Raw genomic sequence first — 12298 nt, 5'->3', positions numbered from 1 at the left:
CGGTGCGCCAAGAACGCTGGAAGGACACATATGGCCCTCCAGGTCCATCCCTCGACAACACTGGTTCCTCCTCACCAGGAGGAAGCGGTCCTCATCGACAACGCCATGGTCGACCTCGTCCGCGCCATCTGGGCGAGGCGCTGGCAAACCGCTGCCTGCTGCCAGGACACAGGTGAGGCGGTCGAAGCCGAACGCAACGCCGTAGAGTCTGTCGGCGAGCCGACGGGCAACGCTGGTTTCATCGAGTACTACCGCGGGTGGGCCTGGCTCAAGATGCCGCGCGGCGATGCGCTCGCCCTCCTCAGCGATCTGGCGGCCGATGACCAGTTCCGCGAGTTCGTCACCACCCGATGGGCCCAGGGCTCCTGGCGTCTCCACACGCCCGTCGTCTGGACAGGCGAGCGATTCACGATAACCGCCTTCGTCCAGATCCACTTTCCGTCAAATCAGATCATCGCTCTGACGAAGGCACTCACCCCGGACGAATGATGCATCAACCGCCTGCGTGGGCGCTGGACGGCAGTGTGCGGCTCACCTTGGAGGGCTTCCTGGAGTCGTTCGGTGAAGCCTGGGCACGCACGGAGCGGCGCTTCCTCAAGTTGGAGTGCTGGCAGTCATACCGTGAGGCCGACAGCGTCCGATCGCAGGAGGCCTTCCAAGCGGGCGATGTCGCGCTGGCCCGCCGCCTCCTGGAGGAAGAGGCAATGGAGGACCAGCCTCTTCGAGACGAGGTGAGGTCGCGGAACCTGGAGTTCACTCGGGTACGGCTGCTCTCCTACCCGCTCACCAACTACCTGCACTACGAGATGATCAACTATGAGGTGCGGAGCCGGCTGGGAGAGCGCATCGAGTTCTTCGTGCCGCCGTCTCCCGTGTCCAGTTACTTCGACTTCCTGCTGTTCGACTCCCACATCGCCCTCATCCACGACTACGGGCCCGGGCCCGTCGGCTACCAGACCGGCGGCTGGCTCACCCGTGCCCCGAAGACGCTGCACGCCCTGGCGGGCATAGCCACTGCCTTGCGCACCCGCGGTGAGCGGGCATGGCCGCTGGAAGGCACCCCGGACCGCCCCCGCACCTAATCCGGCGGTGCCATGCCAGGCAGAATGAGATACTCCGGCCCATCAGTCTTGGGATCATCGCGCGGGCTCCTTGCAGTCGAGCTCCCCGAGTCTCGGCTGGTGCTGTAGAGGGACGACCCCATGAAGGATGGGCCCCGCCAATCAGCTACCCGGTGGTGTGAGGCAAAGACGAGCGCGACGTGGTTACGGTTGGCGGTATGGGGTCGAACCTGCCCGCTGGGTGCGATCTGGTCGCGTATGGCGGGACGCCGAGGACGTTGTGCTGATGCGGGCCTTCGGCGACCAGTCTGGTGGATTCTTCGTAGATGTTGGGGCTGGGAACCCGGTTCAGGGGTCACTCACCAAGAACTTGGTGGACCGGCTCGGATGGCGCGGGGTCAACATTGAGCCGCTGCCCGAGCGTTTCGAGAGCTTGCGGGCTACCCGGCCGGGTGATGTGACGCTGGACGTGGCGATCGGGGAGCAGGCTGGTCAGGCGAGCTTCTTCCGGATCGTTCCGGGGCCGGGGAAGACCGGTGGCGGTGGCCTCAGCACTCTGGAGCGGGATGTGCTGGCCCTGCACCTTGCCGATGGATGGCGTTGTGAGGAGTTGCGCGTCGAGGTGACGCGGCTGGAGACGGTGCTGTCGGATTACGCGCAGCCAGGATTCGATCTGTTGAAGGTAGATGTCGAGGGGGCTGAGGTCTCCGTACTGGCCTCGGCGGATCTGGCGGCGTGGCGGCCCAGGGCGATCGTTATCGAGGCGACGGTGCCCTTGACCTCGCGTCCTAGCCATCACGAGTGGGAACCAGGCGTGCTGGCCTAGGGTATGAGCTGGCGCTGTTCGACGGACTGAACCGCTTCTACGCGCGAGACGACGAGCCTGAGCTCCATGAGCGGTTGTCGGTGCCGGCCAACGTGCTGGACAACTACATCCCGTATCGATGGGCAGTGCGGCTGGGCCTGGCGGATTAGAGGCTCAGCTCGTCTTCCACTAGTGCCAGTAGGTCCGGATAGTTGTCGCGCAGATGACGGGCTATCCACTGGCCGTCTGTGTCGAATAGCCCCTGGGGGAAGGAGGTGGAGGGCCGATGAGCGTGGCAGCCTTCATCGCCGACCAGAAGACCGGCCACGACGTCCCCCATGCCGTGGCCCGCTGGGCGCTGGGCGTCTCGCAGTCCTGGTTCTACAAGTGGAAGGCGCATCGGGGTCCAGGCGCCGATCGGGCGGCAGCGTCGGCGGGCCGGGCTGGACACCGCGATCCGCCGGCCCTTCGAGGCGTCCGGCGGCACCTAAGGGTCTCCGCGGATCAAGTTCGTCCGCCGGCGTCGCTTCACCACCCGAGCCGAGGCCCGCATCAAGGTCGCGACCCGGATCGCCGACTTCTACAACACCAGCAGGAGACACAGCGCCAACGACGGGACTCGCCCCAATCACGTTCGAGCGTCAGATGGCAGAAGCACGGAGAGCATCAACGGCCCAGCTCAGGGCCGAAGTGGCTTAACACCGTCTCCACGCTATGAGGGGATTGACAGTTGGGGTAACACCGGCCATGGCTCCCGACCCATCGTGCGACCAACAAGGCCAGGCTCGTCGAGTTACCAGGAGGCAGACGCGACGGCGTCCGAATCCGTAGGAGCTCGATCAGCGCACGCTGACGATGGTGGAGTAGTGGGCTGGACACTACGGCCATGAGTTCCTGCGGACTCTCCACACCGTCTCCCCCCGATGTCGGAGGGCGCTGCACAGCTCTATCTGGACGAGTAGCCGGTCTTCCCCGCCCACCCGCTGCCGCGCGGAGGAACCCAGCGCTTCCGGGGAGCTGGGACCGGCTTTCTGGGCCCGGCGCACTTTCAGTCGAAGGCACCGGCCTTGATCTGATGCCTGAACCTCTGCCAAGCCGGGCCTTCGAGGATGAGCTTGGGACCTTCCGGATCCTTGGAATCCCTCACGGCCGCGTAACCACCGGCGCCCGCTAGCTCGACGCACTGATCGGTCGTCTGCTGACTGCGAGTGCTCTTCATCCAAGATGCTCGGCTGAAATCCGGAATCATGCCTACTTGTCTACCCTGTCTGGTGTCGTTGAGCTACGGCTTTGATCAGGTCGACGGATGCCACGGGGCTGAGGGCCGTCGCGCTGAGGTGCTGGAACGCGGTGCTCGTAGCCTCCACGTCCGCTGCACGTTCCAAGAAGAGGGTTCCCGAGACGCTGTCGACGTAGGCAACATCCGGGTCGGAGCCGGGGAAGCCGAAGACCCCGATCATGCCGCTGAGTGAGGCATGTGGACCTGCGCTGAACGGCATCACCTGGATGTCGATCTGGGGGTGGTGCGCCATCTCGACCAAGTGCATGAGCTGCGTGCGCATGACATCGGACCCTCCGATCTCGCGATAGAGGGCGGCCTCGTCCAGCACTGTCCATAGCCGGAGGCTGCCTGCTTCACCGATGACGGCCTGGCGCTTCGTACGGAGGCTGAGACGACGTCCGATCTCGTCCTCTCCGAGTGTCAACGGGCCAGCGCGAGTGATGATCGCTCGCGCGTAGTCGGTGGTCTGCAGCAGGCCAGGGACCGACGAGGGCTGATACGTCCGAAGTGACTCGGCCGCTGACTCGAGCCCAATGTAAGTCCGCGCGTTCTTGCTGAGCATGTCGCTGTAGGGCTGCCACCACTCCTTCTGGCGTGCCGCCTTGGCCAACTGGATGAGTGCCTCCCGAGTGGCGGAGTCGCTGACCTCGTACAGGTCGAGTAGGTCAACGACGTCCGACCACGGGACCGAGATCCGGCCCTTCTCGATCCGCGAGACCTTTGCGCCATACCAACCCAGGCGCTCGGTGACCTCGTCGCCGGTGAGACCCGTGGCCTCACGCAGTTGACGGAGTTCCGTGCCCAGTTGCCGACGTCGAACGGTTGGGGAGGTCAAGCCGCCACCTCTTGCATCTCCGGAGAAATTTCACGAGAGCAGTTGCACAGCCGCATGCTACTCGGCACACTGACGGTGCGCAGCAAGTCACAGCTTGTGGTGGCAGGAGCTTCTGCAGGCTTTGGATCGTGATCGGCTGACCCGACGGAGCGTCTCGGCGGTCAGTACACAGCAGCCGCGCGGCCGGGTTACGGATTGGAGCCCCTGACCCGGCCGCGCGGCCTCACCCTCCCGAAGGAGGTACGGATGAGGATAGCTCTGCGGGCCGTGGCATCGCCTACTGTCCAGCGCGCCGAGGCGACTTCGCAGACCGTCGGAACCCTGGACGGTGACAGCCCCATCACGCCGGAAGCAGACGGCGCGCCGACCATCTTGAGGATGCCGACGGCGCGGCAGGCCAATGGGCACGGGGCGAACGCCGAGGGGGACAAGGACGGCCGCGTCTGGCGCGTTGACGTCCCCGGAGTGACCAGCGCGGTGCCTCTACTGCGTCGCTGGGTTCGCCTGCTCCTGGCCGACGAGGCGGAACTGTCCGAGGCGTTCGAGTTGGTCGTCAGCGAGTACGGCACGAACGCGCTGTTGCACACGGCGAGCAGTCGGCCCGGCGGCCGGATCAGGGCCGAACTCAGCATCAGCAACCGGTGGACGCGCCTCACGGTCATGGACGACGGCCCCGCTGCCGCCCGCACCGACCGGAGCGTCGATCCGGCTGAGCACGGACGCGGACTGATCCTGGCGGACGCGTACGCCGATGAGACCGGGCAGTACGACTGCGCCGACGGACATGCCGCCTGGGCACTGATCACGCGCTGAGACCAGGACGCGCGCCGCAGCCCCGTGACGTGCGTCCTTCGCCGGCCTTCCTTTGGCCGGCTCGTCGTGCGGTCGGTGACCGTCCCCCCGGTTTCACCGGCCGCACGACCCTTCATCAGGCCGTCTCGGCCATCCATCGCCTGATGAGCGTGCTCGATACGCAGGTCAGCGCGCTGCTCGCGACAGTGCCTGTGGTATGTCACCGACACCCCCACAGAACACAGGCTCCCTGCTTGATTGATCAACAGAAACTGACAGTCATGCTGTAGGCGCTCGTGCTGCAGTTTCTGTCTGACTCACCTTGCCTCGATCGCCTTGAAGGGGCTAACACTGCATGTCAGCGAGGCTGCAGCGGGTCATGGCGAGGTGCAACGCGTGACGACGCCCTGCCGGTCCAGCTTGTGGGACCGCCGCGTCAGCGTTGCGATGTGACTTCCGTGAAAGTAACCTCGTCGAGCAACGAACGGTGATGTAGTTTCCCCGGTGCCTCGACGAGCGGAAGGTCGCAAGTGAATAGTGACAAGCGCAGAGCAGTCGTGCTGCTGAGTGGAGGCTTGGACTCGACCACTGTCCTTGCAATCGCCCGCGAGCAAGACTACGAGACGTACGCGCTGAGCTTCCGGTACGGGCAGCGCCACACTGAAGAACTCGACGCGGCCAAGAAGGTCGCGGCTGAGTTGGGGGCCGCTCAGCATGTGATCGCAGACATCAATCTCGCCGTCTTCGGCGGATCAGCCTTGACCGATGACGCACTCGCTGTGCCGCATCACGAGAGTGTCAACGACGTCAGCGCGGACGAGATTCCGATCACCTATGTACCGGCGCGGAACACCATCTTTCTCTCCTTCGCGCTCGCCTGGGCGGAGACGCTCGGCTCTTCCGATATCTTCATCGGAGTGAACGCGATGGACTACAGTGGGTACCCGGACTGTCGTCCCGAGTTCATCGAGGCCTACGAGCACATGGCCAACCGGGCGACCAAGGCCGGCGTAGAGGGCACCCAGCGGCTCAAGATCCACACGCCGCTGATCGAACTGACTAAAGCCCAAACCATCCAGCGCGGCCTCGATCTGGGGGTGGACTACTCCTGGACTCACAGTTGCTATGACCCAGTCGATGGTCGCGCCTGTGAGACCTGCGACTCGTGCCTACTGCGGGGGCGCGGCTTTGCTGAACTTGGTCTGGTGGATCCCTCCTTCTCCTCAGCAAACGCCTGACCACGGAGATGTACAGAGTCAAGGAGATTTTTTACACCCTGCAAGGCGAAGGAAGTCATGCAGGGCGGCCCTCTGTGTTCTGTCGGTTTACCAGTTGCAACTTGTGGACGGGACGAGAGAAAGACCGGCACCGAGCTATCTGCCAGTTCTGTGATACCGACTTCGTTGGGACAGATGGACCAGGTGGTGGGCGGTTCGGGACTGCCGTCGACCTGGCCGCTGCGGTGGCCAAGACTTGGCAGGGACAGTCACATCCTCGTAGCCGGCCTTACGTAGTGTGCACGGGCGGAGAGCCATTGCTTCAACTGGATGCCGAGGCGCTTGACGCCCTGCATGCCGAGGGCTTCGAGGTCGCCATCGAGACCAACGGCACCCGTCCGGCACCTGACGGGATCGACTGGATCTGCGTGAGTCCGAAGGCCGGCACGGAGTTGGTCCTGATATCTGGGAACGATCTAAAACTGGTCTACCCCCAGGTCGGAGCGGAACCAGAACGCTTTGAGGACCTTGACTTCGCTCGGTTCATGCTGCAGCCGATGGACGGTCCTGACCTGGTGGCCAACACCCAGGCGGCAGTCGAGTACTGCCTAGAGCACCCCCAATGGCACTTGAGCGTCCAGACACACAAGACCCTGGGGATTCGGTGATGGAAATCTTCCGTGAGTTCACGTTCGAAGCCGCTCATCGGCTTCCGAATGTAGCGACCGGGCACAAGTGCGCGAGGCTCCATGGGCACAGTTACCGCGTAGAGGTCCACGTTAGCGGCGATGTCGATCCGGCCACCGGATGGCTCATGGACTTCGCCGAGATCAAGGTCGCATTCAAGCCGATCCAGGACCAGCTTGATCACTACTACCTCAACGAGGTCCCGGGGCTTGAGAACCCGACCAGCGAAGTTCTCGCCAGGTGGATCTGGGATCGCTTGACCCATCAGTTGCCGCTCTCCGCGATCGTGGTGCGTGAGACTTGCACCTCGGGTTGCATCTACAGGGGGGACACATGAGGCTCGAGGACGTGCAAGCGGCCCCAGACTCTCGCGGGATCCCGCTTGATGAGGTCGGTGTGGAAGGCCTTCGCTATCCGGTTCTTGTAGCCGATGGACAGGGGGCAAAGCGAGAAACTGTCGCCACAGTCGCGATGTCGGTGAGTCTCGGACCCGAGGTAAAGGGCGCGCACCTGAGCCGCTTCATCGAAGTGCTCCACGGCGCCCGGGACCAGTTGAGCCCCCAAAACGTAACCAGTATCGCGGACGAGCTCCGTCAGCACATGGGCACTGCCTCCGCCTATGTTCAGATGTCGTTCCCGTACTTCCTGGAGCGCGAAGCCCCGGTTACCCGTGCTCGAGCATTCATCGAGTACACCTGCGCGGTGGCCGTCTCCAGCGGTCCTCAAGGTGCCTCGATGGTCCTGAGCGCGGATGTGCCGGTCACTAGTGTCTGCCCATGCAGCAAGGCGATCAGCGATCGTGGGGCCCATAACCAGCGTGGCCACATCACCATCGACGTCAAGCCTGCAGAACACCCGACGGATCTCTGGTTTGACGAGCTCATCGGGATCGCTGAAGCAGCGGCATCCTCGCCTGTCTACGCGTTGCTGAAGAGACCCGATGAACGCCACGTGACCATGGCGGGCTACGACAATCCTGTCTTCGTAGAGGACATGGTCCGCAACGTTGCCCAGGTACTGGCCGCCTCGGAGCGTATCCGCCTGTACCGTGTTCGGGCGGTCAACGACGAGAGCATCCACAACCATGAGGCCTACGCGGCGGTGTCCTGGACGGCCCCGACTGGGAGGGCCTAAGCATGGCGGACGGCACAGGCCGAGTTAAGCCGAGCGTGCATGTAGTGGTCACCTGCGCGAACCGGAAGCGTCAAGCGGTTGCTGAGCGGCTCCAGTTCCGCAATCTCGATGTCGACGATTTCGAGGAGCGCTGCACCGAATGGGTGAAGCGATTGTCTTTCGGTTCCCCCAGTGTGCCGGCCAGCCAGATGTACGCGGGTGAGCATTGGCAAGTGGCTAAGACGTTGGCTAAGACCGCTGGCTCAGGTGCGTCCCTATGGGTCTGCTCAGCCGGCTACGGCCTGATTTCCGCCGAAGCCCCGATCGACGCGTACGCGGCGACGTTCGCCGTTGGTCAGGAAGATTCGGTCGCCGAGAACACCGAGGGAACCCGTCGATGGTGGTCTGGGCTGACGTCCTGGACGGGACCTCAGCCTGGGCAGCCCCGCTCAATCACCGAACTCGCCGCACGTGACCCGGACTCGGTCATCGTCGCAGTTTTGTCCGAGGCCTACCTTCGTGCGTGCTCCGATGACCTCAGCCAGGCGGCTTCCCAGTTGAAAGACAGCGACAATCTCTCGATCATCGGGCCGAGCGGTCGTTGTCATGAGATCGAGCGTCTCGTCGTCCCGGTCACCGCGGCCCTCAGGCCCGCCATCGGCGGAAGCCTCCTGTCCCTCAACGTCCGTGCGGCGACCCACGTGCTGGCTGCCTCCCGCGACAACGGAGTTCCCTTCCGCCGATCCAATCTGACCCGTCTTATGGCCGAAGCCACAGCTGCTGCCCCCAAGGAAACTGGGCGACGACCACCGGGGACTAAGCTCACCGACGACGAAGTACGCAGCTTCATCCGGAGTTCCCTCGGTCTGGGCCCGACCTCAGCTACCCGCTTGCTGCGCCAGTTGCGTGCCTCTGGCCAATCATGCGAGCAGGCGCGCTTCAGAACGCTGTTCAACGAGATCGCCTCTTCCGCCGGGATCGTGTCCTGATGGCGGCCAGGACCAAGCCTCTGGAAACCGAGGTCCGTGCGCTCCGGATTGTTCAGGCGGAGGAGTACCCCCTCTATGTGTTCATGCTCCGCGCCCATGATGTCCTGCGGTTTGCCGATATCTCCCGTGTGAGCCGCGATGAGGCCGGAAAGCTGATCGGCTATCAGCGGCCGCAGGTGCGCAGGCACGTGCAGGAGATCGTGGACTACTTGGATAGCGATGCGCCAATCCTGCCTAACCCCATCATCATGGCGCTGTCCGAGCAGGTGCGTTTCAGGAGCACCCGTGGTGGCAATCGGCATGCCGACGATGGTGTCTGCGACACGGGAAGGCTCATCATCCCACTGCCTCAGGAGGGTAAAATCAAGCCCGCCTGGATCGTCGATGGGCAGCAACGCGCCATCGCGCTGGCCAAGGCTCGGAGGCAGGACTTCCCGGTGGTGGTGATGGCGTTCGTCGCCGAGACGGTCCGGTTGCAGCGCGACCAGTTCGTCCGGATCAACAACACCAGGCCGCTTCCTCGCGGACTGGTCACTGAACTGCTTCCCGAGGTCGACAGCCCGCTTCCGCCTCGCTTGCAGATACAGAAGGCCCCATCCAGCCTGTGTGACGTCCTGAACTCCGATGAGAACTCGCCGTTCTTCGAGATGATCAAGCGGCCTTCAACGGTGGGGCGCAAGCAGCCGAAGGCGGTCATCACCGACACGGGCATCGTGGACATGATCAAAGAAAGTTTGATGTCGTCCGCCGGATGCTTGTTCCCGTATCGGGATCTAGGCCGTAACGAGACCGATTTCGACGGGATCATCCAGGCCCTGTTCATCTACTGGTCGGCTGTGCGGGACACCTTTCCCGACGCGTGGGGCAAGCCGCCGGAGAAGAGCCGGCTCATGCATGGTGCCGGGATCAAAGCCATGGGGCGACTCATGGACCGGGTCCTAGGGACAGTCGACCCATTGCGGCCGGACGCGCCCGAGCAGGTTCGGCGGCACCTTGCCCTGGTCGCCCCCCACTGCCGGTGGACAGCCGGCTCGTGGGAGGATCTGGGGCACCGCTGGAACGAGATCGAGAACACGCGCAGGCAAGTGACAGAGCTCTCCAATCACCTGATCCGCGTCTACCAGAACGCCCGCAGGGAGCTCTCGTGAGGTTCTACTTCCCCGACAGCCAAGACCAGGTCAGCCCGACCTACGATTTCCTCAACGAGGAGTACTCCCCCTACCGGGTTCGGCAGCGAGACGATAGGTACGCGCACGAGGTTCTAAACCCTCAGCCTTATGACGGAGTCCTCGTAAGTAAGGCGATCGTCGACGGTTCGGTCAAGGGCTCCGGGAAGTACTCGATGCCGCAGCGAGAACGGCTCTATCGGTTCGGCGTTTCCAAATTTTTTCGCCTGCCGGACAATGTGGCCACCCTGGGCGATTGTGGCGCATTCAACTATGCGGATGAGGAAGTCCCCCCCTACAGCGTTGATGAAGTTCTCGACTTCTACGAGGGTTGTGGATTCGACTCCGGGATTAGTATCGACCATGTCATCTTCGGCTACGACCCCGACGTTTCGGACGCAGAAGTAAACCCCGCCTGGGCAAAGCGTCGGCAGATCTCACTCCGATACGCGGAGGATTTTCTGGCTGGCGTGCACGCGAGGGGGTGCAAGATCGAAGCGGTCGGGGCCGCCCAGGGGTGGAGTCCGGCGAGTTACGCCGACAGTGTCATGCGCCTTCAGGAGATCGGATACCAGAGAATTGCTCTAGGTGGCATGGTCCCACTGAAGACCGATGACATTCTCGCTTGCCTCAAGGAGATTGACACGGTGCGGCGGCCGGATACCCAGTTGCATCTTCTCGGTATTACACGAGTCGGCTCGATCGAGGAGTTCGCGCAGTCTGGAGTAACCAGTTTCGACAGCACGGCGCCGTTCCGGCAGTCGTTCATGGACGATCGTAACAACTACCACACCCCCACCGAGACATTCACAGCCATCCGGGTGCCGCAGGCGGACGGCAATCCCGCCCTCAAGCGCCGGATTCTGTCAGGGGTGGTGTCGCAGTCCCTGGTTAAGGCCGCGGAACGCGAATGTCTCAAACGGCTTCGCGGTTACGATCGGGATCCCGAGCTCTTGGACAAGGTCATCGATATCCTCGGCGAGTACGAGCAACTCGTCGTCCCGGAGAAAAAGAGTCGCCTCGCCGCTTACCAACGGACCCTGGAAGCGGCGCCATGGAGGACTTGTGAATGCACCCTCTGTCGCAAGTGCGGAATCGAGATCATTATCTTCCGAGGAACTGAGCGAAACAAGAGTCGAGGGTTCCATAATCTGGCTATTTTCAATCGCAAGGTCCGGAATATTGTCCAGTCGTCTGTGCGGGAGAACTAACTAATGGCCGATAGCTACACGCTTCGACTCCCTGCACTGGAGATCAAGCAAGGTTCGCGGAGCATTTATTGTTTCGCGGTGGATGGTAAGCGGCTGCACGAATTCGCGGCGGTCTCCCGTATCAGCCGCGATGACCAGGAGCAGCTGCACGGCTATCAGCGGCCAGAGGTCGCTAGCCACATCCGTACGATCCGCCGATATCTGGAGTCGGGGGACGCTATGCTGCCGAACTCCATCGTCCTTGCATTTGACGGCCGGGTCAGGTTTGAACCGAGCGCGGCCGAGCGACCGGGGCAGGATGCCAGTCCAGCTTACTCCACTCCTGGTGATCTGATCGTTCCGGTGGATGAGACGCTGAGCGACGAAGAGAAGCCGGCGTGGATCGTGGATGGCCAGCAACGCAGCGCCGCCATTAGAGAGGCCGATATCGGGGAGTTTCCGGTCGCCGCCGTGGGCTTCATCGCCGAGGACGAGACCGAACAGCGCGCCCAGTTCATCCTCGTCAACAACACCAAGCCGCTGCCCAAAGGCCTCATTCACGAACTATTGCCCGACACCAAGGGACATCTGCCGCCCTCCTATGCCCGTCGGCAACTTCCCGCGGTATTGATGACGCGCCTTAACGGCACGTTTAATGGTCCTTTCTACCGCGCCATCGCGACGCCCACCTCGGCTGGCGGTTATATCAAGGACAACAGCATCTTGAAGATGATCGAACATAGCCTTTATGAAGGCGCTCTCTACCAGTACCGGGACCCTCGCGACGGCTCGGGCGACGTAGAGCAGATGCTGCTGCATCTGAACTCCTACTGGGCGATCGTGCGGGAGATGTTCCCAGAGGCGTGGGAACTGCCTCCCAAGGAATCGCGGCTGACCCACGGGGCGGGGATCCAGGCCATGGGGTTTGTCATGGACCACCTTACGGAACAACTGCCTGCCTACAACGTCGGCACACACGTGGTCCGCAACGCGCTGGCGCGCATCAAGCGTGCCGCTGCCTGGACCTCGGGCAGTTGGGACTTCGGGGACGGTGAAGAGCGCAAGTGGAATAACCTCCAGAACACTCCCAGCGACGTCCGCTATCTCACCAACGGCTTGATCCGCGTCGTCGACCAGCAGATCCTCTTCTGATACCGAGAG

At 63.0% G+C, this 12298-nt stretch carries 14 protein-coding genes; 12 read left to right on the top strand and 2 right to left on the bottom strand.

All coding sequences use genetic code 11. The annotated features are described in order from the left end of the window. Positions 1 to 30 precede the first annotated feature (30 nt). The 3 genes from CHC11_RS06695 (at position 31) to CHC11_RS06685 (ending at position 1887) form a co-directional block, all read left to right on the top strand. Positions 31 to 489 carry a hypothetical protein gene (locus CHC11_RS06695; protein ID WP_089310692.1) on the top strand — a complete coding sequence of 153 codons (459 nt, stop codon included), beginning with the start codon at positions 31 to 33 and terminating at the stop codon, positions 487 to 489. After that, the gene (locus CHC11_RS06690) at positions 486 to 1082 is read left to right on the top strand and encodes a DUF6879 family protein (RefSeq protein WP_245918824.1); all 597 of its coding nucleotides are present in this window, start codon (positions 486 to 488) and stop codon (positions 1080 to 1082) included. Before CHC11_RS06695 ends, CHC11_RS06690 begins: the two co-directional genes overlap by 4 nt. A gap of 265 nt (positions 1083 to 1347) precedes the next feature. After that, positions 1348 to 1887, top strand: a complete 540-nt coding sequence (locus CHC11_RS06685; protein ID WP_245918938.1) for an FkbM family methyltransferase — start codon at positions 1348 to 1350, stop codon at positions 1885 to 1887. A gap of 1027 nt (positions 1888 to 2914) precedes the next feature. On the opposite strand, the gene CHC11_RS06680 is transcribed toward CHC11_RS06685, so the two are convergent. Both CHC11_RS06680 and CHC11_RS06675 read right to left on the bottom strand, forming a co-directional pair. Then, complete coding sequence (locus CHC11_RS06680; protein ID WP_245918935.1) at positions 2915 to 3085, bottom strand: DUF397 domain-containing protein; 171 nt, start codon at positions 3083 to 3085, stop codon at positions 2915 to 2917. Positions 3086 to 3125: 40 nt separating this feature from the next. After that, positions 3126 to 3983, bottom strand: coding sequence for a helix-turn-helix domain-containing protein (locus CHC11_RS06675; RefSeq protein WP_089310689.1), 858 nt, complete (start codon positions 3981 to 3983; stop codon positions 3126 to 3128). 246 nt (positions 3984 to 4229) lie between these two features. Between CHC11_RS06675 and CHC11_RS06670 the strand changes: the two genes are divergently transcribed. The 9 genes from CHC11_RS06670 to dbpB (CHC11_RS06630) all read left to right on the top strand — a co-directional run bounded on the left by CHC11_RS06670 (position 4230) and on the right by dbpB (CHC11_RS06630) (position 12289). Beyond that, positions 4230 to 4796: an ATP-binding protein gene (locus CHC11_RS06670; RefSeq protein WP_089310688.1), complete on the top strand. Its 567-nt coding sequence runs from the start codon at positions 4230 to 4232 to the stop codon at positions 4794 to 4796. Between the two features lie 509 nt (positions 4797 to 5305). Further along, positions 5306 to 6013: a 7-cyano-7-deazaguanine synthase QueC gene (queC, locus tag CHC11_RS06665; protein ID WP_089310687.1), complete on the top strand. Its 708-nt coding sequence runs from the start codon at positions 5306 to 5308 to the stop codon at positions 6011 to 6013. An 8-nt stretch (positions 6014 to 6021) separates the two neighbouring features. Next, positions 6022 to 6660 (top strand): 7-carboxy-7-deazaguanine synthase, encoded by a 639-nt coding sequence (gene queE, locus CHC11_RS06660; protein WP_089310686.1) that lies wholly within the window; start codon positions 6022 to 6024, stop codon positions 6658 to 6660. Continuing rightward, positions 6660 to 7016, top strand: coding sequence for a 6-carboxytetrahydropterin synthase QueD (gene queD / locus CHC11_RS06655; protein ID WP_089311070.1), 357 nt, complete (start codon positions 6660 to 6662; stop codon positions 7014 to 7016). Before queE ends, queD begins: the two co-directional genes overlap by 1 nt. Next, positions 7013 to 7813, top strand: coding sequence for a GTP cyclohydrolase FolE2 (folE2, locus tag CHC11_RS06650; protein ID WP_089310685.1), 801 nt, complete (start codon positions 7013 to 7015; stop codon positions 7811 to 7813). Before queD ends, folE2 begins: the two co-directional genes overlap by 4 nt. Positions 7814 to 7815: 2 nt before the next feature. Continuing rightward, positions 7816 to 8781: a hypothetical protein gene (locus CHC11_RS06645; protein WP_218825958.1), complete on the top strand. Its 966-nt coding sequence runs from the start codon at positions 7816 to 7818 to the stop codon at positions 8779 to 8781. Continuing rightward, positions 8781 to 9929, top strand: a complete 1149-nt coding sequence (gene dbpB, locus CHC11_RS06640) for a DGQHR domain-containing protein DpdB (RefSeq protein WP_089310684.1) — start codon at positions 8781 to 8783, stop codon at positions 9927 to 9929. Before CHC11_RS06645 ends, dbpB (CHC11_RS06640) begins: the two co-directional genes overlap by 1 nt. Next, positions 9926 to 11158 (top strand): tRNA-guanine transglycosylase DpdA, encoded by a 1233-nt coding sequence (gene dpdA / locus CHC11_RS06635; RefSeq protein WP_089310683.1) that lies wholly within the window; start codon positions 9926 to 9928, stop codon positions 11156 to 11158. Before dbpB (CHC11_RS06640) ends, dpdA begins: the two co-directional genes overlap by 4 nt. 3 nt (positions 11159 to 11161) lie before the next feature. Further along, positions 11162 to 12289 (top strand): DGQHR domain-containing protein DpdB, encoded by a 1128-nt coding sequence (gene dbpB, locus CHC11_RS06630; protein WP_089310682.1) that lies wholly within the window; start codon positions 11162 to 11164, stop codon positions 12287 to 12289. Positions 12290 to 12298 lie beyond the last annotated feature (9 nt).

The organism is Actinomadura mexicana, assembly GCF_900188105.1.
Classification (GTDB): Bacteria; Actinomycetota; Actinomycetes; order Streptosporangiales; family Streptosporangiaceae; genus Spirillospora; species Spirillospora mexicana.
This window is presented reverse-complemented; position numbering and strand designations above follow the sequence as displayed.

What these genes read in the sequence shown, in the direction of transcription:
- queE (WP_089310686.1), top strand. Translation starts at nt 6,022, where the DNA reads ATGTACAGAGTCAAGGAGATTTTTTACACCCTGCAAGGCGAAGGAAGT.
- folE2 (WP_089310685.1), top strand. Translation starts at nt 7,013, where the DNA reads ATGAGGCTCGAGGACGTGCAAGCGGCCCCAGACTCTCGCGGGATCCCG.
- queD (WP_089311070.1), top strand. Translation starts at nt 6,660, where the DNA reads ATGGAAATCTTCCGTGAGTTCACGTTCGAAGCCGCTCATCGGCTTCCG.
- CHC11_RS06645 (WP_218825958.1), top strand. Translation starts at nt 7,816, where the DNA reads ATGGCGGACGGCACAGGCCGAGTTAAGCCGAGCGTGCATGTAGTGGTC.
- dbpB (WP_089310684.1), top strand. Translation starts at nt 8,781, where the DNA reads ATGGCGGCCAGGACCAAGCCTCTGGAAACCGAGGTCCGTGCGCTCCGG.
- CHC11_RS06680 (WP_245918935.1), bottom strand. Translation starts at nt 3,085, where the DNA reads ATGAAGAGCACTCGCAGTCAGCAGACGACCGATCAGTGCGTCGAGCTA.
- CHC11_RS06670 (WP_089310688.1), top strand. Translation starts at nt 4,230, where the DNA reads ATGAGGATAGCTCTGCGGGCCGTGGCATCGCCTACTGTCCAGCGCGCC.
- CHC11_RS06685 (WP_245918938.1), top strand. Translation starts at nt 1,348, where the DNA reads ATGCGGGCCTTCGGCGACCAGTCTGGTGGATTCTTCGTAGATGTTGGG.
- CHC11_RS06690 (WP_245918824.1), top strand. Translation starts at nt 486, where the DNA reads ATGATGCATCAACCGCCTGCGTGGGCGCTGGACGGCAGTGTGCGGCTC.
- CHC11_RS06695 (WP_089310692.1), top strand. Translation starts at nt 31, where the DNA reads ATGGCCCTCCAGGTCCATCCCTCGACAACACTGGTTCCTCCTCACCAG.
- dbpB (WP_089310682.1), top strand. Translation starts at nt 11,162, where the DNA reads ATGGCCGATAGCTACACGCTTCGACTCCCTGCACTGGAGATCAAGCAA.